General features: G+C 63.7%; 19 protein-coding genes. 10 read left to right on the top strand and 9 right to left on the bottom strand.

The genetic code is table 11. From position 1 onward, the window contains the following. Nucleotides 1-67: 67 nt before the first annotated feature. The 7 genes from eutB to ehuR all read right to left on the bottom strand — a co-directional run bounded on the left by eutB (nt 68) and on the right by ehuR (nt 6,581). Nucleotides 68-1,054 (bottom strand): hydroxyectoine utilization dehydratase EutB, encoded by a 987-nt coding sequence (eutB, locus tag NLY44_RS31280; RefSeq protein ID WP_023804417.1) that lies wholly within the window; start codon nt 1,052-1,054, stop codon nt 68-70. 5 nt (nt 1,055-1,059) lie between these two features. Continuing rightward, on the bottom strand, nt 1,060-1,839 hold the full coding sequence (eutA, locus tag NLY44_RS31275) for an ectoine utilization protein EutA (protein ID WP_023804418.1): 780 nt from the start codon (nt 1,837-1,839) through the stop codon (nt 1,060-1,062). A gap of 8 nt (nt 1,840-1,847) precedes the next feature. Beyond that, a complete protein-coding gene (ehuD, locus tag NLY44_RS31270) occupies nt 1,848-2,507 on the bottom strand; it encodes an ectoine/hydroxyectoine ABC transporter permease subunit EhuD (RefSeq protein WP_023709687.1) in 660 nt (219 codons plus the stop codon). Then, nucleotides 2,507-3,166: an ectoine/hydroxyectoine ABC transporter permease subunit EhuC gene (gene ehuC, locus NLY44_RS31265; protein WP_023682673.1), complete on the bottom strand. Its 660-nt coding sequence runs from the start codon at nt 3,164-3,166 to the stop codon at nt 2,507-2,509. The genes ehuD and ehuC overlap by 1 nt, the downstream gene beginning before the upstream one ends. Before the next feature lie 205 nt (nt 3,167-3,371). Beyond that, a complete protein-coding gene (gene ehuB / locus NLY44_RS31260) occupies nt 3,372-4,223 on the bottom strand; it encodes an ectoine/hydroxyectoine ABC transporter substrate-binding protein EhuB (protein ID WP_023682674.1) in 852 nt (283 codons plus the stop codon). A gap of 63 nt (nt 4,224-4,286) precedes the next feature. After that, nucleotides 4,287-5,072 carry an ectoine/hydroxyectoine ABC transporter ATP-binding protein EhuA gene (ehuA, locus tag NLY44_RS31255; protein WP_023682675.1) on the bottom strand — a complete coding sequence of 262 codons (786 nt, stop codon included), beginning with the start codon at nt 5,070-5,072 and terminating at the stop codon, nt 4,287-4,289. Nucleotides 5,073-5,195: 123 nt separating this feature from the next. Then, on the bottom strand, nt 5,196-6,581 hold the full coding sequence (gene ehuR, locus NLY44_RS31250; RefSeq protein ID WP_023804419.1) for a MocR-like ectoine utilization transcription factor EhuR: 1,386 nt from the start codon (nt 6,579-6,581) through the stop codon (nt 5,196-5,198). 82 nt (nt 6,582-6,663) lie between these two features. Here ehuR and NLY44_RS31245 point away from each other — a divergent pair, with 82 nt between their 5' ends. From NLY44_RS31245 to NLY44_RS31200, 10 genes are all read left to right on the top strand, one after another. Beyond that, nucleotides 6,664-7,155 (top strand): Lrp/AsnC family transcriptional regulator, encoded by a 492-nt coding sequence (locus NLY44_RS31245; RefSeq protein WP_023804420.1) that lies wholly within the window; start codon nt 6,664-6,666, stop codon nt 7,153-7,155. A 129-nt stretch (nt 7,156-7,284) separates the two neighbouring features. Continuing rightward, nucleotides 7,285-8,778: an NAD-dependent succinate-semialdehyde dehydrogenase gene (locus NLY44_RS31240; protein ID WP_023804421.1), complete on the top strand. Its 1,494-nt coding sequence runs from the start codon at nt 7,285-7,287 to the stop codon at nt 8,776-8,778. A 30-nt stretch (nt 8,779-8,808) separates the two neighbouring features. Then, nucleotides 8,809-10,188 (top strand): aspartate aminotransferase family protein, encoded by a 1,380-nt coding sequence (locus NLY44_RS31235; RefSeq protein ID WP_023686964.1) that lies wholly within the window; start codon nt 8,809-8,811, stop codon nt 10,186-10,188. 11 nt (nt 10,189-10,199) lie between these two features. Next, complete coding sequence (locus NLY44_RS31230) at nt 10,200-11,294, top strand: alcohol dehydrogenase family protein (RefSeq protein ID WP_023804422.1); 1,095 nt, start codon at nt 10,200-10,202, stop codon at nt 11,292-11,294. A gap of 362 nt (nt 11,295-11,656) precedes the next feature. Continuing rightward, on the top strand, nt 11,657-12,328 hold the full coding sequence (locus NLY44_RS31225; protein WP_023804424.1) for an amino acid ABC transporter permease: 672 nt from the start codon (nt 11,657-11,659) through the stop codon (nt 12,326-12,328). Beyond that, nucleotides 12,328-12,999 carry an amino acid ABC transporter permease gene (locus NLY44_RS31220; protein ID WP_023804425.1) on the top strand — a complete coding sequence of 224 codons (672 nt, stop codon included), beginning with the start codon at nt 12,328-12,330 and terminating at the stop codon, nt 12,997-12,999. The genes NLY44_RS31225 and NLY44_RS31220 overlap by 1 nt, the downstream gene beginning before the upstream one ends. Before the next feature lies 1 nt (nt 13,000). After that, the gene (locus tag NLY44_RS31215) at nt 13,001-13,735 is read left to right on the top strand and encodes an amino acid ABC transporter ATP-binding protein (RefSeq protein WP_023682682.1); all 735 of its coding nucleotides are present in this window, start codon (nt 13,001-13,003) and stop codon (nt 13,733-13,735) included. 2 nt (nt 13,736-13,737) lie between these two features. Next, the gene (locus NLY44_RS31210; RefSeq protein ID WP_031201213.1) at nt 13,738-14,658 is read left to right on the top strand and encodes an isoaspartyl peptidase/L-asparaginase; all 921 of its coding nucleotides are present in this window, start codon (nt 13,738-13,740) and stop codon (nt 14,656-14,658) included. A 17-nt stretch (nt 14,659-14,675) separates the two neighbouring features. Beyond that, on the top strand, nt 14,676-15,467 hold the full coding sequence (locus NLY44_RS31205) for a transporter substrate-binding domain-containing protein (protein ID WP_023695228.1): 792 nt from the start codon (nt 14,676-14,678) through the stop codon (nt 15,465-15,467). After that, nucleotides 15,461-16,483 (top strand): LacI family DNA-binding transcriptional regulator, encoded by a 1,023-nt coding sequence (locus tag NLY44_RS31200; protein WP_023804426.1) that lies wholly within the window; start codon nt 15,461-15,463, stop codon nt 16,481-16,483. Before NLY44_RS31205 ends, NLY44_RS31200 begins: the two co-directional genes overlap by 7 nt. 81 nt (nt 16,484-16,564) lie before the next feature. On the opposite strand, the gene NLY44_RS31195 is transcribed toward NLY44_RS31200, so the two are convergent. Beyond that, nucleotides 16,565-17,824: an ABC transporter substrate-binding protein gene (locus NLY44_RS31195; RefSeq protein ID WP_023704754.1), complete on the bottom strand. Its 1,260-nt coding sequence runs from the start codon at nt 17,822-17,824 to the stop codon at nt 16,565-16,567. Nucleotides 17,825-17,860: 36 nt separating this feature from the next. Further along, a complete protein-coding gene (locus tag NLY44_RS31190; RefSeq protein ID WP_348524308.1) occupies nt 17,861-18,163 on the bottom strand; it encodes a hypothetical protein in 303 nt (100 codons plus the stop codon). Nucleotides 18,164-18,183: the final 20 nt, after the last annotated feature.

Genomic DNA, 18,183 nt, shown 5'->3' with positions numbered 1-18,183 from the left:
CCCCCTTGCGGGGGAGATGTCCGGCAGGACAGAGGGGGGTGGGCGGGAATTCGGCGTGGGAGAGTTTTCATGCCGCGCGCTCCGCGATTGCGTCACCGCAGACGATCTTGCGATGCGTGTTCATGTCGATATTGCGGCCCGAGAGAAGAACGACCACCGGCCCGGTCGCCCTGACCTTGCCGACGAGTAGCGCAGCGATGCCGACCGCTCCGGCGCCTTCGACGATCTCGCGCTCCTGTTCATAGGCATGGCGGATGCCGGCGGCGATCTCGTCCTCGCTGAGCAGGATGACGTCGTCGAGCAGATCGCGGCACATGGCGAAGGTCAGCCGGTTGCCGAGACCGATGCCGCCGCCGAGCGAATCCGCCAGCGTCGGCAGTTCTTCCACCTCGACCGGGCGACCGGCATCCAGGCTCGCCTTCATCGCAGCACCACGCGCCATCGAAACGCCGATGATTTTTGTCCCGGGGCTGACGCCCTTGACGGCGGCGGCGATGCCCGAGGCGAGTCCACCACCGGAGAGTTGCACCAGGACGAGAGCGGCATCCGGGACCTGCTCGATCATCTCCAGTCCGAGCGTGCCTTGCCCGGCGATGATGGCCGGGTGGTCGAAGGGCGGCAGCATCACCAGTCCCTCCTGCGCCACCAGCCGTTCGACCTCCTGCTGCGCCTCGTCCTGACTGTTGCCGATGATGCGGACATCCGCGCCAAGCCGACGGATTTCGTCGAGCTTGTTGCCCGGCACCAGTCGCGACATGCAGATCACCGCACGCATGCCTTCGAGCTTCGCAGCATGGGCCAGCGCACGGCCATGATTGCCGGTCGACGCCGCGACCACGCCGCGCGCCTTCTCCTCGGCGCTCAGCGAAGCAACGGCATTCGAGGCGCCGCGCAGCTTGAAGCTGCCGGTGGTCTGGCGGTGTTCAAGCTTGAGGTGGACGGGGATGCCCAGTCGTTCGGAAAGGCTGTGAGATAACCCTGTCGGCGTGCGTTCGATTTTGCCGACAATTCGCTCCCGGGCGGCACGAATATCGTTAAGGGTGACTGTCGTCATGATCGTCAATCGCGCGGCAAAGGCAGCGTCATCAGACGGCCAAATTCGGGATGCGACGTCCCGTCGCCACACAACCGCAAACAATTCCAGGCGCTGGCCTGATTGCTGGTGACGACCGGGCGGTCGATCGCCTGTTCCATGCCGGGAACCGCGAGCGCTCCGCGCAATGCGGTGCAGGACACGAACAGTGCATCGGCCTGCGCATGCGTCGCCTCACGAGCTAGGTCGACGATCGCTGCCGGCGCAATGCGCGCCATCTCGCGATCGTCCTCGAAGCCGAGGCAGGTGAAGCTGACGATCTCAAAGCCGCGCTCGGCGAAATACGTCGCCATCGGTCTGGAGGTTTCTACGGTGTAAGGGGTGAGGATGCTGATCTTCTTGGCACCCAGCGCCTTCAGCCCGCGCACGCCTGCCATGGGCGGCGTGACCACAGGAACACCCGGCTTGGCAGACTGGATCGCCGCCTCGATCTCGGCGTCGCCAATCACCACCGAGGCCGAGGTGCAGGAGTAGCAGATCGCGTCGAGCGGCTCGTCTGGCAGGATCAGCGCGGCGCCCGCCGCCAGCTCCGGCTGCATCTTGCGAAGGTTTTCCGGCGTCGTCGGATTCTTGTAGGGAATGCGCGCGACATAGACGCCGATGCGCTCGCTCGCCACCATGCGGCGGAAATCCGGTTCGCTGGTGTGGTCGGTGGCAAGGATGATCAGGCCGACGCGCTTTTCCAGCGGGCGCGCATCGAGCGCCGGCCTTGTCGGCATCAGCCTGATTTCGGGCAGCGGTTTCATCTTGAAAATTACCTTTCGATCTTGCCGTAGCGATGTTCCAGCCAGCGCAGCAGCACGACCGAGAAGAGGCTGATGACGAGGAAGAAAGCGCCGACCAGCGTGATCGGCTCAATGTAGCGATAGTAGGTGTTGGCGACGCTCTTTGCCTGGTTCATCAGCTCCAGCACGGTGATTGCCGATAGCAGCGGTGTCTCCTTGAACATCGCGATGAAATAATTGGCCAGCGCCGGGATCATCGGTGGGATCGCTTGCGGAATGATGATGTTGGTCCAGGTCTGCGTGGCGCTCAGATTGCAGGCCTTGGCCGCCTCCCACTGGCCGCGCGGCACGTTGTCGATGCCGGCGCGATAGACTTCCGCCGTGTAGGTGCCGTAGTGCAGGCCGAGCCCGATAACGCCGGCGACCAGCGGCGGCAACAGGATGCCGAAATCCGGCAGCACGTAGAAGATGAAATAGAGCTGCACCAGAAGCGGCGTGCCGCGGATGAATTCGGCCGCCCAACCAACGGTGCGCGACAGCGCCTTGTTGGGCGAGCGTCGTGCTAGCGCGATGCCCAGACCCACGACAGCGGCCAGCACGGAGCCGAGCAGCGTTGCCAGGATGGTGATCTTCACGCCCTGGATCAGCGTCGGCAGGATCTCCCAGACGAAGTTCCAGTCCCAATCCATCAGACGCGCACCCCGTCGAGGCCGCGCGCCATGCGGCGTTCCAATGAACGCACGCCCCAGGAGATGATCAGCGCCAGGGCGAAATAGATGATCAGGATGGTGGTGAACGGCGCCAGCGTGTTGCCGGTCTGCGAGCGCACGACCTGCGCCTGAAAGGTGAGATCGGCGAGCGAGATCAGCGACACCACGGAGGTCGCCTTGAGCAGTTCGATGGCATTGTTGCCGAAGGTCGGCAGCATGATCAGCAGCGCCTGCGGCAGGATGACATGGCGCATGCCTTGCCAGCGGCCGAGGTTGAGCGCGATGCAGGCCTCATATTGTTCGCGGCCGACCGACTGGATGGCGCCGCGTACCACCTCGGCCGCATAGGCGCCGACATTGAGGCCCAGCGCCAGCACACCCGCCTGCAGCGGGGTCAGTTCGAGGCCGATCAACGGCAACACGAAATAGGCAAAGAACAGCTGCACGAAGATCGAGGTGCCGCGGAAGAATTCTATATAGACGGTTGCCAGCCAGCGCAGAGCAAAGAAGCGCGACACGCGGCCCATGCCGGCGAGGAAGGCCATGATCAGGGCGAGCACCGACCCCATCAGCGTCAGCTCGATGGTGACAAGCGCTCCCTGCAATATCAGGCCGAGGTAGCCGGACCACTGGGTCATTCGGGTTCCAACGTTGGCGGTTAGCTTCCTTCTCCCCGTTCACGGAGAGAAGATGCCAGTCCACCCTCCGAAGCTGCAGCGCAGCTGCTGCGGAGGACGGGCAGGCAGATGAGGGGCAGCGCTAAATTCTCAGAACCTGGCGCCGCCCCTCATCCGGCCCTTCGGGCCACCTTCTCCCCGTGAACAGGGAGAAGGCAAAACGGCGCTATTTCGCCGCGCAGAGCTTGTCCCGCGTGGTCGACATCGCGGCTGCGGCCGAGAAGCCGTAGGGCTCGATGATCTTGGCGAACTCGCCGGATTTCTTCAGCTTGGCGAGCTCGACATCGAAGGCGTCGCGCAGGGCCTCATCGCCTTTCTTGAAGGCGGCGCCGTCGCAATAGACCGGCGCGCCGACCACCGGGGCGATGACTTCGAGGTTCGGATCGTTGGCTTTCTTGACGAGGTCGTTGATCGACAGGACGGGCAGCGAATAGGCGTCGATGCGGCCGTCCTGCAGCATCTTCAGGCCGCTCTGGCCGTCCGGCACGACGATGACGCGCTCGCGCGGCACGCCGGCGTTGAGCGCCAGCTTCTCCTCGGTGCCGCCACCGGGCGCGCCGATGGTGGCTGACGTGTCCTTGGCGACGTCCTCGTAGCTCTTGAAGCCCTTCGGATTGCCCTTCTTCACCAGCATCGCCTCGGCGTCGCACAGCACCGGCTCGGAATAGACGACCGCCGCGCAACGCTCCGGCTTCATGAACAGGCCGGCGGTGACGACGTCGAAGCGGCCGGCCTGCAGGCCGGGGATCATCGCGCCATATTCGGAGATCGAAGCGACGATGTCGGCAACACCGAGACGCTTGAAGACCTCGCGCGCCACGTCGGGCGCCGCACCCGAAACTTTGCCGTCGGCGGCGACCGCCGTATAGGGCGGCTCGTTGGCGATCGCGACGCGGGCAAAGCCCTGCGCCTTCAATTGCTCGAGCTTGCTGTCATCGGCCGAACCGGTGCTCGACGCGGCGAGCACCGCCGTCAGTGCGAGACCGGCGACGCCGGCCAGAATGCCAAGTTTCTTCATTGTTCCCAACTCCTTGTTGTCTTCTTGGTTTTGTCTGGGGCGGTCTTCCGCCCCGCAAAGCGGTCAGACACGATGTCCGGCTGCGATGATCTTCTTCAGGAAGCCTTGCGTGCGCTCCTGCTTTGGATGGCGGAAAATCTCGTCTGGTTTGCCCTCTTCGACGATCTTGCCGCGGTCGAAGAACAGCACGCGGTCGGCGAAGTCGTGGGCAAAGCCCATCTCGTGGGTGACCAGCAGCATGGTCATGTCGGTCTCTGCGGCGAGCTTGCGCATGACATTCATCACCTCCTCGACCAGCTCCGGATCGAGGGCCGACGTCACCTCGTCGAACAGCATGATCTTCGGCGACAATGCCAGCGCACGGGCAATCGCCACGCGCTGCTTCTGGCCGCCGGACAGCTGCGCCGGCATCGACTTCGCCTTGTCGGCCATGCCGACCATGTCGAGCAGTTCCATGGCCCGCTTTTCAGCGGCGGCGCGAGGCGTGCCCTTGGTCAGCATCGGCGCCAGCGTGACGTTATCCATGACGCATTTGTGCGGAAACAGATTGAACAGCTGGAAGACCATGCCGATCTTCTGCCGCATCTTGGTCAGGTGCCGCTCGTCGGCGGGCAGCAGCTGGCCGTTGCGCTCCATGTGATAGAGCTGCTCGCCATCGATCTGGATATGGCCGCCGTCGATCTTCTCCAGCGTCATCAGGATTCGCAGGATCGTCGTCTTGCCCGAGCCGGACGGGCCGATCAGCGCCAGCTTCTCGCCGGGCATGACCTGCATCGACAGGCCGTCCAGTACCTTGAACGAGCCGAAGCTCTTCGAAATGGCGTCGACCTTGATGATGGGTGAGGACAAATGAATTTCCCCTGCTGGAGAAGCCTGTGCCCTTAACGATGCGGAACGCGCCAAATCATGTCAATTGGGAAAATAAAATCATGACAATATTTCCGGCGTGCATGATTTCAGGGCAATTTCCGCTCAGATAGCGAGCAGCAGATGCTCCGGATCGCCAAGCAGCAGCTTGGTGACAACGCCTAAGCCGGCGCGCAGTTCCCCCTCGGTGGTCGAGCCTAGCGAGATGCGCACCGCCGGATGCCAGGGCGCATCCGAGATGCGGAAGGAGGTGCCGGGCGCGATCGCCACGCCTTGCAGGCGGGCCTGGGCGACGAAGCTTTCCTCGGCACGGTCCGCGGGCAGTTGCAACCAGACATGCAGCCCGTCGCGCCTGGCGCGATAACCAACCCCGCCCAGCACCTCGGCTGCGATGTCCTGGCGGCGGCGCAATGCCGCGCGCTGCCAGCGAACGAGTTCCATCGCCGTGCCGTCGGTCACCCATTTGGTGGCGATCTCGGCCACCAGCGGCGTCGCCATCCAGTTCGACACCAGATGCCGGTTGGCCACCGCCGCGACATAACGGTCGGGGGCAGCGAGGTAGCCGATGCGCAGGCCAGGTACCGTGATCTTGGTGAAGGACGTGACATAGAGCGTGCGCTCCGGTGCGAAAGCCGCGACCGGCGGCGGCCGGTCCTCGACCAAGGGACCCAGCACATCGTTCTCGATGATGGCGATGTCGTGCTTGCGCGCGACCGCGGCGATCTCTTCGCGCCGCCGAGCGTCCATCAGCGTCGCCGTCGGGTTGATCACCGACGGTTGCACGAATACCGCGCGAATGTCGGTGAGCCGGCAGACCTCGTCCAACGCCTCCGGGATCAGGCCATTGCCGTCGATCGGCAGGCCTTCCAGGTTGAAGCCGAGATAGCGCGCCAGCGGCACAAGCGTGTGGTGGCCGATGGCCTCAGTGGCGACGGTCGAGCCCGGCGGCGCCACGCTCATCAGCGCTACGGTCATCCCAGCAGTGGCGCCGTTGGTCAGGCTGATGTTCTGCGCGGAGACGTTAAGCCCGCACAGTTTCAGCCATTCGACCGCCACCGCGCGGTGGCGCGGAAACACCATGTTGGGCCGAAACGACAGCGCCGAACTCGATGGCAGGTTTTCGGCCAGCCAGCCCAGCGCCTGCTTCAGCCGCTCCAGATGCATCGGCTCGCAGACCGGCTTCAGGATCGATAGGTCGATGACCTCGCCGAGGCGCTCCGGCAGATAGGGCGGCTCCGGTTCACGGCGCTGCGTCTGGACAAAGCTGCCGCGGCCGATCTCGCCCGAGATGAGGCCGCGCCGGATCAGTTCCTCATAGGCGCGGCTGACGGTCTGCACCGACAGTTTTAAATCGTCGGCCAGCCGGCGATGCGTCGGCAGCCGCGCGCCATTGGCCAGCCGCCCGTCATGAATGGCGCGCGCGAACTGGTCGGCCAGCGATTGATAGGCTGGCCGGCGGAGGAGCGCGGGGTCGGGTTGCCATAATGTCATGACTTATTAGAGATCGAAATCAGTGCAATTGACAATCGAAATAATGCGCCGTCATGGTGATGCCGACAAAAAGCGGACGCCGATGACATCAGCGAAACTCGACGCGATCGACCTCAGGATACTCGACGTCATCCAGCGCGACGGGCGCATCACCAAGCTGGCGCTGGCCGAACAGGTCGGGCTGTCGCCGACGCCGTGCTGGATGCGGTTGCGCAAGCTGGAGAAGGCCGGCATCGTCTCGGGCTATCACGCAAGGATCGCCATGCGCGTCGTGGCGCCGGTCGCAACGGTGCTGATGGAGGTGACGCTGGCCAGCCATCGCCAGGCCGATTTCGACCGCTTCGAACGCGTCATCCGCGACATCCCCGAGATCGTCGCCTGCTGGTCGGTTGGCGGCGGCGTCGACTATGTGGTGAAGGTGATGGCGCGCGACATCGACGCCTATCAGCGGCTGGTCGACGGCTTGCTGGAGCGCGAGATCGGCATCGACCGCTACTTCACCTACATCGTCACCAGGACGGTGAAGGACGAAATCGTGCTACCGATAGCCGACCTGTTGCCGGCGTCGGCATAAGCCCGGAGAGAATGTCTGTCGGGACGGCACAATAGAGAGACTCTCTCTCCTTCAGGGCGTCGAAACAGTCTCTCTGTCTGCATGTGACCGATAGTCTTCCCGCATCGTCCGAACCGGGAGGCCTCGACCATGTCCGCGCATTTTGCCCGCTCGCATCGCCATGAGGCGCTCGACCGCCTCTCCGACCGCCGGCTGCTGCGCGAGCTTGCCTATGTCGATGGGCATTGGACCGCGAGCGAAGCGGCCGAAAGCTTTGAAGTCACCGATCCGGCCACAGGCGCGACGGTCGCGTTTGTCGCCGCGCTCGATGCGCAGCAAACGACAAGGGCAATCGGTGCCGCCGCGCGTGCCTTCCCGACTTGGCGGTCACTGCTGCCGCAGGAGCGGTCCAGAATTCTGCGAAAATGGTTCGAGCTGATTATAGGTGCGAAAGACGATCTCGCTCTGCTGATGACTTTGGAACAGGGCAAGCCGCTGCAGGAATCGCTCGGCGAAATCGACTATGCCGCCTCTTTCGTCGAATGGTATGCCGAAGAGGCAAAGCGCCTCAACGCCGAGAGCGTCACCAGCCATCTGCCGAATGCCGAGATGATGGTGCGGCGCGAGCCGCTCGGTGTCGTCGGCGTCGTCACGCCCTGGAATTTTCCGGCGGCCATGCTGACCCGCAAGGCGGCGGCCGCCCTTGCCGCCGGCTGCACCATCGTCGCGCATCCTTCATCCGAGACGCCGCTGTCGGCGCTGGCACTGGCCGAACTCGGCGAGCGCGCCGGCATCCCCGCCGGTGTCTTCAACGTCATCACCGGAAAGGCTGCAATCATCGTCGGCCGCATGTGCGAAGACCCGCGCGTCCGCGCCATGAGCTTTACCGGCTCGACGGAGATCGGCCGGTTGATCGCCGCCCAGAGTGCTCCGACGATGAAGCGGCTGGTGATGGAGCTTGGCGGCCATGCGCCGCTGATCGTCTTTGCCGATACCGATCTGGACAAGGCGGTGAGCATCGCCATCGATGCCAAATTCGCCACCTCCGGCCAGGACTGCCTCGCCGCCAACCGCATCTACGTCCAGCGCCCCATCTACGATCGCTTCTGCGCCGCTTTTGCCAGGCGTACCGAGGCGCTGCGCACCGGCAACGGCCTTACCGACAAGATCGACATCGGGCCGCTGATGCATGAGCGTGCCGTCGCAAAGGTCGAAGAGCAGGTCGCCGATGCCATCGCTCGTGGCGCGCGCTGTCTCACCGGCGGCAAGCGGCATCAGGCCGGGCCGCTGTTCTACCAGCCGACGCTGCTGGCCGACGTGCCCGACGAAGCGCTGATCATGCGCGAGGAGACCTTTGGGCCGGTCGCCGCCGTCACGCCGTTCGACAGTGAGGACGAAGTGATCGCCCGTGCCAACGCCACAGAATATGGCCTGGTCGCCTATGTCGTTACGGAGAACGGCGCCCGCCAGCAGCGCCTGGGCCGCGCGCTCGACTACGGCATGGTCGCCATCAACCGCGTCAAGATCACCGGAGCGCCGATCCCCTTCGGCGGCGTCAAGCAATCCGGCATCGGGCGCGAAGGCTCGCGCCACGGGCTCGAAGCTTTCACCGATCTCAAATATCTCTGTTTAGATGTGGCTTAGGCCTCACCCGGATTTCTCAAGGAGTCAAAAATGCTCGACCAATCCAACGAACTCAACGCCTGGGATCGCGACCATTTCTTCCATCCTTCGACCCATATGGGCACGCATGCGCGGGGCGAGAGCCCGACCCGCATCATGGCCGGCGGTGAAGGCGTCACCGTCTGGGACAACAATGGCAAGAAGAGCATCGATGCCTTTGCCGGTCTCTATTGCGTCAATGTCGGCTATGGCCGCCAAAAGATCGCGGATGCCATCGCCACCCAGGCGAAGAACCTCGCCTATTACCACGCCTATGTCGGCCACGGCACCGAGGCTTCGATCACACTGGCCAAGATGATCATCGACCGCGCGCCGAAGGGCATGTCGAGGGTCTATTTCGGCCTCTCGGGTTCGGATGCCAACGAGACCAACATCAAGCTGATCTGGTACTACAACAACGTGCTTGGGCGGCCGGAGAAGAAGAAGATCATCTCGCGCTGGCGCGGCTATCACGGTTCGGGCGTGATGACGGGATCACTGACCGGGCTCGACCTGTTCCACAACGCCTTCGACCTGCCGCGCGCGCCGGTCCTCCACACCGAAGCGCCCTACTATTTCCGCCGCGCCGACCGCTCGATGAGCGAGGAGCAGTTCTCGCAGCATTGCGCCGACAGACTGGAAGAGATGATCCTGGCCGAAGGTCCCGAAACCGTCGCCGCCTTCATCGGCGAGCCGATCCTCGGTACTGGCGGCATCGTGCCGCCGCCGGCCGGCTACTGGGAGAAGATCCAGGCGGTGCTGAAGAAGTATGACGTGCTGCTGGTCGCCGACGAGGTGGTGACGGGCTTCGGCCGTCTCGGCACCATGTTCGGCTCCGACCATTACGGCATCAAGCCGGACCTCATCACCATCGCCAAGGGGCTGACCTCGGCCTACGCGCCGCTATCGGGCGTCATCGTTGCCGACAAGATGTGGCAGGTGCTGGTGCAGGGCTCCGACAAGCTCGGTTCGCTCGGCCATGGCTGGACCTATGCCGCGCATCCGATCTGCGTCGCCGCAGGTGTCGCCAATCTCGAACTGATCGACGAACTGGACCTGGTGACGAACGCCGGTGAGACCGGCGCTTATTTCCGCGCCGAACTGACCAAGGCTGTCGGCGGGCACAGACACGTCGGCGACGTGCGCGGCGATGGCATGCTGGCGGCGGTCGAATTTGTCGCCGACAAGGACGACCGGGTGTTCTTCGACGCCTCGCTCAAGATCGGGCCGCAAGTGGCGACAGCACTTGCCGCCAGCGGCGTCATCGGCCGCGCCATGCCGCAGGGCGACATACTAGGCTTCGCGCCGCCGCTCTGCCTGACGCGTGAGGAAGCCGACATCGTCGTTTCGAAAACCGCCGATGCCGTCAACAGCGTGTTTTCCAATCTCTGAGATCGACCCCCATGACCAAGACCCTCCCCGCCACCATGGCCGCCGTGCTGCTCACCGGGCATGGCGGACCGGAAAAGCTCGTCTATCGCAGCGATGTGAAAGTGCCTGTGCCTGCCGCCGGCGAGGTGCTGGTTAAGGTCAGCGCTTGCGGTATGAACAACACCGATGTCTGGGTACGCCAGGGCGCCTATGGCACGGAGGAGGACGCTGCCGCCGTGTCGACGTGGCGGCGGCAAGGCAACACGCTTACCTTCCCGCGCATCCAGGGCACCGACACGGTCGGCACCATCGCTGCCGTCGGCGAAGGCGTTTCCCCGGGCCGTATCGGCGAACGGGTAATGGTCGATTTTTCGATCTACAACCGCGACGACGATTCCCTCGCCGACATCGACTATATGGGCCACGGTCGCGACGGCGGGTACGCCGAGTACCAGACGGTGCCGGGCGAGAATGCGCATGTCGTCGATACTGACATGAGCGACGTCGAACTCGCCACCTTCTGCTGCGCCTACCTCACCGGCGAGCAGATGTTGGAGCGCGCCGGGCTGCAAGCCGGCGAACGCGTGCTGGTCACCGGCGCCTCGGGCGGCGTCGGTTCCGGCATCGTGCAGCTGGCGCGGGCGCGCGGCGCCGTTCCCTACGCTGTCGTCGGCAAGGGCAAGGAGCAGGCGGTGCGCGACATCGGCGCCGAAGCGGTTATTACCCGTGGGGTTGCCGATCTTCCCGCCGCCGTGAATGAAGCCACTGGCGGCCAGCCGATCGATGTGGTCGCCGATCTCGTCGGCGGCGCGATCTTCAACGACCTGCTGCGCATCCTGCGACCTGAAGGCCGTTACACCACCGCCGGCGCGATTGCCGGTCCGGTTGTGCAGCTCGATCTCCGGACCATGTATCTGAAGCAGCTGCAACTGCACGGATCGAGCCAGGGCACGCGCGCCGACTTCCGCCGCATCATTGGATACATCGAAGCGAAGAAAATCCGGCCGCTGGTCGGCGGTGTCTACAAACTGTCCGATTTCCACAAGGCGCAGGCCGACTTCATCGCCAAGGATTTCGTCGGCAAGCTGGTGGTTGTGCCGGACGCCATGTGGAACATCCGCGCATAACGGCTCCCAACGCTCCTACGTCAGAGCGCGTCGTAAACGGCATCAATCAATACCTTGCGGCGTGGATCGACGTCGTCGAAACCCAGCATGCGGTTGGTGACGTAGCCGAATCCGACGCCGGCGCCGGGATCGGCAAACCGAGGGCGCCGCCCCAGCCGCCATCGCAGCGACGCGCGGCTGGCATAGGCGGCGTCCTCGAGCTGAAAGCCGGCGGCGAATTGCCGGCGCTTGAGACATAGCGCGCATGAGGCGAACCGGAATCATCGCAACGAATGCAAGCCACAGGCCGGCAACCAGACCCTGCATCTTGACAGACGAGGCGAAAGCCAAAAGAGTGAAACCGGTTTCACTGGGGACCGCCGGTGCATTTCGATCTGTCCACTCTGCTCCCGCATCTGGGTTTTCTGGCGCGCGGCGCCGAACTCACGGTCGCGGCTTGCGCGCTGTCGCTGGTAGGAAGCGTCGTCATGGGCGCGATGGTGGCGATCGCACGCACCTCCGCCTCGGCACTGCTTCGACGGATCGCCTTCGTCTATGTCGATCTCTTCCGCAATGTGCCGTTCATCGTCCAGCTGTTCTTCTTCTATTACGGCCTGCCCGAGCTCGGCATTTACATCGATGCCTTCACCACCGGCGTCGTGGCGCTTTCGATTGCCGGCGGCGCCTATGCCTCCGACATCATTCGCGCCGGCATCCTCGCCATCGACCAGGGCATCATCGACGCCGCTGAAGTGAGCGGCCTGTCCAGGCGCAAGATCTTCACCCGCATCGTGCTGCCGATTGCGCTGCGCACCTCCGTGCGACCGCTCGGATCCGTGCTCATCAACATGATCCTTACGTCCTCGATCCTCTCGACCATCACTCTCAACGAGCTCACCGGCTCAGCCCAGATCGTCGTCTCGCAGACCTATCGGCCCTTCGAGGTCTATATGGTGCTGCTCTGTGCCTATGCGGCCCTGACCTATCTGGTCTCGCTGGGCGTCACCCTGCTCCACCGCCATCTCAATCGGGACATGATGGAGGCGGTCGACTGATGCGGTTCAGCGACTTCACCTCCTACGACCTGATCCTGCTGGCGCAAGGTCTCGGCACCAACATCGCGCTGTTTCTCGTCACCTCTCTGATCGGACTGCTGATTGGCCTGAGCTGGGCGTTGGTGCGGTTCTACCGTGTGCCGGTTCTGGCCCAGGTCGTCACCTTCCTGTCGGAGCTGTTGAAGAACTCGCCGGTGTTGGTTCAGCTGTTCCTGGCGTTCTTCGGCCTGCCGGCGCTGTTGCATATAAGGGTGACGCCGGTCACCGCAGCGACCATCACTCTGTCGGCGAACACCGCGGCATTCGTCTATGTCATCGCGGTCTCGGCGATCGAGTCGATCGAACGCGAGCAGGTCGAGGCCGCGCGTGTCTTCGGCCTGACCCGGTGGCAGGTCCTGCGCCATATCGTTTCGCCCCAGGCTGCCGCCTTCGCGGTCGGCCCGCTCGTCGCGCTGCTGGTCAACCAGCTTCAGGTGACGTCGCTGATTTCTGTCATCGGCGTCGTCGACCTGACCAAGATTGGCCACATCCTCAACATGCGAACCTTGAAGCCGTTCGTGGTCTGGACCGTCGTCGGGCTGCTCTACTATGGCGCGGCAAAGCTGGTCGCCCTGCTTGGCGAGCGTCTTGAAAACCGCCTGCGGGCGCACAGCGCCTGGCGGGGGCTTTAACATGCTCAAGATCGAAAACGTGCACAAAGCGTTCGGCGAGGTCACTGTGCTGGACGGCGTCGACCTGACGATCGCGCCCGGCGAAGTGGTCTCGATCCTCGGGTCGTCAGGGTCCGGCAAGTCGACATTGATCCGTTGCATCAACGGCCTCGAAAAGCTGAAGTCGGGGCGCATCACGGTCGACGATTTCGATGTCAGCAAGCCGAAGGAGCTGGCCGAGGCGCGCAAGCGCTCAGGCACCGTCTTCCAGCTGTTCAACCTCTATCCGCATATGAGCGCGCTTCAGAACATTACGCTCGCCCCGATCGAGGTGCTGAAGATGCCGCGCCCTGAGGCCGAGGCGCTGGCGCGCAAGCTGCTCGAGTCCGTCGGCCTTGCCGATCGGGCCAACGCCTACCCGGCGCAGTTGTCGGGCGGGCAGCGCCAGCGTGTCGGCATCTGCCGGGCGCTCGCCATGCAGCCGCGCTATCTGCTGCTCGATGAAGTGACCAGTGCGCTCGACCCGGAAATGACGGCCGAGGTGCTGGCCATCCTGGCTAATCTCGCCGCGCAAGGCACGACCATGCTGTTCGTCACCCACGAGATCGAATTCGCGCGCGAGATTTCCAACCGCATCGTCTTCCTCGACAAGGGCAGGCTGGTGGTCGATCTGCCGACGGATCGTTTCTTCGCCGCGGACGGCGGCCGGGCGCAGCCGCGGGTTGCGCAGTTTCTCTCCAGGATGCGCAAGGACTAGGAATGCTGCTGTTAGCCAACAACGAAGCATGGCCGGGATTCGAGACCTCGGTGCAAATGCTGCGCGATGGCGCCGTCAGCCTGGACGCGATGGTTGCCGGCATCGGCATGGTGGAGAAAGAGGTCAAGGTTCGCAGCGTCGGCTATGGCGGCTGGCCGAACATGCTGGGCGAGATGGAGTTCGACGCCGGCGTCATGGATGGCAATACAAGAGAGGTCGGTTCAGTCGGCGCTGTGCCAAGGACCTTGGCGGTCGCTGCCCTGGCGCAGCAGGTGATGAAGCGCCTGCCGCATGTGATGCTGACCGGCGAAGGGGCGCGGCGCTTTGCCAGCGAAATCGGTTTTGCCGAAGACGAAGCCTTGTTCGAGGACTCCAGGCGCGTCTGGTGGGAGCGGCTGCAACAGGAACTCACACCGCAACAGCTGGCGAAATTCCCCAATATCGATCTGGCGCCGCTCAGCCGTACTATAACCGATCCCGAGCGCGTCCGCGACACCACCGTCTTCCTGTCGGCGGATGCGCGGCGCGGCATCCATGCCGCGACTTCGACCTCGGGCTGGGCGTGGAAATATCCGGGCCGGCTCGGCGATTCTCCCATTCCCGGCGCAGGCTTTTACGCCGACAGCCGCTATGGCGCGGCGGCGTGCACCCATACCGGCGAGATGACGATGCGCTGCGCCACCGCACGGACCGTCGTGCTGGCCATGAAGCTTGGCCGATCCTTGTCGGATGCGGTCGCGCTGGCGGTCGAGGAACTGGCTGAACTCGACACCGGCTTCCTGGCCGGAGTGGTCATCCACGCCGTCGACGCCGAGCAGAACCACGAGGTGGTGAATTTCAGATGCGAGGGCGAGGTCCGCTACTGGCTCTGGAAGGATTCCATGTCCGCACCCGAATTGCGGGCGGCAAGACGCGTCACTTGAAAATAAGGAGAGGAACCATGAAAACCGTACTGCGTGCCTTCGCCGCGCTGGCCATCGTGGCCGGTTCGGCATTTCCAGCCCTTGCCGGCATGATTGACGACATCCGCTCACGCGGCACCATTCGCATCGGCGTATCGCTCGGCGGCGAGCCGATCGGCTTTCGCGATGCACAAAACAACCCTGTCGGCTACGATGTCGATGTCGCGACGCTGCTGGCGCAAAAGCTCGGGGTGCCGGTCGAGTTCGTCGACGTCTCGGGCGATGCCCGTATTTCCATGCTGGTGTCGGGACAGATCGATGTCGCGGTCGCAAACACCTCGGCAACGCTCGAGCGGGCCAAGACCGTCAACTTCACCATCCCCTACAACCGGGCCGGGCTGCGCGTCATCGTCCAGAAGGATGCCGGGATAACCGACCTCAAGGGGCTCGCCGGCAAGAAGGTTGTCGTCGGCCGCGGCACCACGGGCGAAACCTTCCTCAAGGCGGCCGTGCCGGAAGCAGAGCTCGTCTATGTCGACCAGTTCGCGCCCGACGGGGTTCTGCAGCTGCAACAGAAGCGCGTCGATGCGGCGATCGAGGATTCCTCGCTGCTCGATTACCTCGCGACCAAGACACCGAGCCTGGTGACGCTGCCTGGCCTCTATTCCAACGATCCGATCGGCATCGCGGTCGCCAAGGGCGATCCCGAATTCGTCCGCTGGCTCGACATGTTCGTGTCCGACTTCATCCAGTCGGGCACCTATGAGACGACCTACAAGAAGTGGTGGGGGCCGGACTCCAACCCGCCGGCGCTCAACCCGCTGTGGTGACACCCACTACCGGTAACCGATCGGCGCACACTCGAGGCGCCGTCGCAACGATCGCCGATGTCGCGCGGCTGGCAGGCGTGTCGCGTGCCGCGGCCAGCCGTGCGCTGTCGAGCGGACCGCGACCGGTCTCGGCGGACAAACGCGAACGTGTCGTGCAGGCCGCCGCGCAGCTCGGCTACAAACCCAATCTCCTGGCGCAAAGCCTGACCACCAAGACCGTCAATCTGGTTGCCGTCGTGGTCAACCACATTCACGACCTTTCAGATCTCGACCTGTTCGACCGGCTGCTCGACGCGATCCAGTCGATCGGCAAGCAGGTCATCCTCATCCGCATCGGCTCGGCGGAAGGGGTCGAGGATTTTCTGCGCAACGGCGTTGCCTATCATGTCGATGCCGCCGTGGTGTTCTCCGACTTTGCCGATGCAGCGACGGTGCGGCGCATGTTTCGCTCGGACCTGGTCATCATGCTGAACGGACTGCATGACGACCAGTCACCCACCGTCATTCCCGATGAAGGCGTCGGCATCGCCGAGGCCGTGGCGGATGCGGCGGCCAAGCGCGCGCGCACGGCCAGCCTGCTGACCGGCCGTTCGTCCTCGCGAGTCGAACAGCTGCGCATCGGCCACTACCTCGGAGCGTTCCGGCATCATGGAATTGAACTGCTGCAGACGGTCCAGGGAGACTATTCCTACGAGTCGGGCTATGCGGCAGCCGCCGGCCTGACGGGACGCGGCTGTCCAGATGCGGTCTTTTGTACGTCCGACGCGATGGCCATGGGTGTTCTGGATGTCTGCCGGGCGGATTTCCCCGACAACCGGCCCAGCCGCTTCCGCCTCTATGGCTTCGACAATGTGTCCCTGACCAATTTCGACGCCTACCCGATATCGTCAATCGGCTACGACAAATCAGACTATGTGGGTCATATCGTCGGGGCCCTCTCCAATCCGCAGGTCTTCATGCCCGGCCAGCCGCCTGTCGTTATATTGACCCGGCTGATTTCGCGCTTGACCGCGTAACTAGCGCCGATGTTGGACTGCTTGTCCGGCGTCGATCTCCCAGAGATCGAACGGCGATCGCGCCGGACAATGTACCAGCGCCTACTGCAATTTCGCCTGCAGCGCGTTGACGTCGTCGGTTGTCATTTCACCGTCCGTCGTCACCTTGCCGTCGACGATCTTCCACAACCGGAACGGGCCGGTGATGTCGCCATATTTGTCGAAGCTGACCGGACCGATGACGCCTTCATAGCGGATCGGCTTGCCATCCTTGATCAGGCCGAGCGCCTTGGCGAATTCATCCTTGCCTGCAAAGATCGGTGTGCCGGCCGGATCGACCGCCTTGTACATGGCATCCTTGATCTTGGCTGGATCCTCGGAGCCGGCAATGGCAATGGCGAGGCCGACAATGGCGCCGGCATCATAGGAACGGTCGGCTGCCGGGTTCGACGGCTCGATACCCGAAAACTCCTTGTAGTTTTTGAGGAAGTAGTCGGTGGAGGCCGTCGGGCTGGTGCCGGAAGAGGTGCCATAAGCATCCTTGAGATAATCGGCGCCGACGGATTCGATGAAGTCCGGGCTGTTCATGCCGTCATTGAGCAGGAATTTCTGCACGCCGCCCTGCGATATCCAGGTGCGGGCGACCGTTGCGCCGTCGACCGGCGTGCTGACGAGGTAGAGTCCGTCCGGCTCGCCTCCCATCGCCGCCGTCACTTCCGAAGCATAGCTCGACTGCTTTTCATTATAGGGCGTGTCGGAGACGATGGTGCCGCCGAGCGCTTTGTAGGCACGCGAGAATTCGGCCACCATGTTGACGCCGAAGTCGTTGTTGACATGGATGATCGACAGTTTCTTGAAGCCCTTGTCGATGGCGTATTTGGCGGCGGCCACGCCTTGCAGCGCATCCGACGTGATGGTGCGGAAGAAGATGCCGTTGGTCTTGCCGTCGCGGCCAAGGGCGGTCAGCGTCGGCGAGGATGAAGCCGGCGACACCTGCACGATCTTGGCCGGCCCGGTGACCGAGGTCAGGATCGGGATTGACACCGAGGAGATGATGCCGCCGATGATCACCGGCACCTTCTTGACCTGTACCAGCTGGGTCGCGGCATCGACCGCGATATTGCCCTGGCTCTGGCTGTCGCGCGTGTCGGTTGCGAGATCGCAGCCGCGTACGCCACCGGCTTCATTGATGTCGCGGAAGGCCATTTCGACGGACTTCGCGCCGGCCTGGCCGTATTCGCCGGCCGGACCGGTGAGCTCCATGACCAGGCCGACGGTGATCTTGCAGTCCGCTGCGTGTGCGGCGCCGGCCATCGTCACGAGAGCCAGTGCTGTGGTGATTTGAAGTATCGTCTTCTTCATTGCCGTTCCCCTTTTCTTGTTTGAACTTTTGCCTGTTCAGCCTTCCGGCGCCTGCAGCCAGGTCTCATGCAGATGCCGCCATTCGACGCCGTTTGGTGCCGATGAACTGGTGGTGAAGACCGCACTGGACTGCCGGCGACTGTGTTTGCCGGCGCGCAGTTGCGCCTCGATGTAGAAGATGACGATCGTGTCCGCGTCCTGCCAACCCGGCCTGATATCCTCGATCGATATGGAAAAACCGTCGTCGCAAGTGGCGCGGCTTGTCCGGACATGATCTACGACCGCGTCGCGATCGAGGATCTGGCCATTCGGCGCCACCATGGTGAGGCCTTCGCCCATGACAGCCTCGAAGCGGCCGA

The sequence above is a fragment of the Mesorhizobium sp. C089B genome, from assembly GCF_030323125.1.
Classification (GTDB): Bacteria; Pseudomonadota; Alphaproteobacteria; order Rhizobiales; family Rhizobiaceae; genus Mesorhizobium.
The sequence above is the reverse complement of the archived record's forward strand: the minus strand, read 5'-3'. Positions and strand labels throughout refer to the sequence as shown.

Coding starts and splice junctions, on each gene's coding strand:
- NLY44_RS31190 (WP_348524308.1), bottom strand. CDS start 18,163: ATGGGCGAAGGCCTCACCATGGTGGCGCCGAATGGCCAGATCCTCGAT.
- NLY44_RS31195 (WP_023704754.1), bottom strand. CDS start 17,824: ATGAAGAAGACGATACTTCAAATCACCACAGCACTGGCTCTCGTGACG.
- eutB (WP_023804417.1), bottom strand. CDS start 1,054: ATGACGACAGTCACCCTTAACGATATTCGTGCCGCCCGGGAGCGAATT.
- NLY44_RS31245 (WP_023804420.1), top strand. CDS start 6,664: ATGACATCAGCGAAACTCGACGCGATCGACCTCAGGATACTCGACGTC.
- eutA (WP_023804418.1), bottom strand. CDS start 1,839: ATGAAACCGCTGCCCGAAATCAGGCTGATGCCGACAAGGCCGGCGCTC.
- NLY44_RS31240 (WP_023804421.1), top strand. CDS start 7,285: ATGTCCGCGCATTTTGCCCGCTCGCATCGCCATGAGGCGCTCGACCGC.
- NLY44_RS31210 (WP_031201213.1), top strand. CDS start 13,738: ATGCTGCTGTTAGCCAACAACGAAGCATGGCCGGGATTCGAGACCTCG.
- ehuB (WP_023682674.1), bottom strand. CDS start 4,223: ATGAAGAAACTTGGCATTCTGGCCGGCGTCGCCGGTCTCGCACTGACG.
- ehuR (WP_023804419.1), bottom strand. CDS start 6,581: ATGACATTATGGCAACCCGACCCCGCGCTCCTCCGCCGGCCAGCCTAT.
- ehuD (WP_023709687.1), bottom strand. CDS start 2,507: ATGGATTGGGACTGGAACTTCGTCTGGGAGATCCTGCCGACGCTGATC.
- NLY44_RS31205 (WP_023695228.1), top strand. CDS start 14,676: ATGAAAACCGTACTGCGTGCCTTCGCCGCGCTGGCCATCGTGGCCGGT.
- NLY44_RS31220 (WP_023804425.1), top strand. CDS start 12,328: ATGCGGTTCAGCGACTTCACCTCCTACGACCTGATCCTGCTGGCGCAA.
- NLY44_RS31215 (WP_023682682.1), top strand. CDS start 13,001: ATGCTCAAGATCGAAAACGTGCACAAAGCGTTCGGCGAGGTCACTGTG.
- NLY44_RS31230 (WP_023804422.1), top strand. CDS start 10,200: ATGACCAAGACCCTCCCCGCCACCATGGCCGCCGTGCTGCTCACCGGG.
- NLY44_RS31235 (WP_023686964.1), top strand. CDS start 8,809: ATGCTCGACCAATCCAACGAACTCAACGCCTGGGATCGCGACCATTTC.
- ehuC (WP_023682673.1), bottom strand. CDS start 3,166: ATGACCCAGTGGTCCGGCTACCTCGGCCTGATATTGCAGGGAGCGCTT.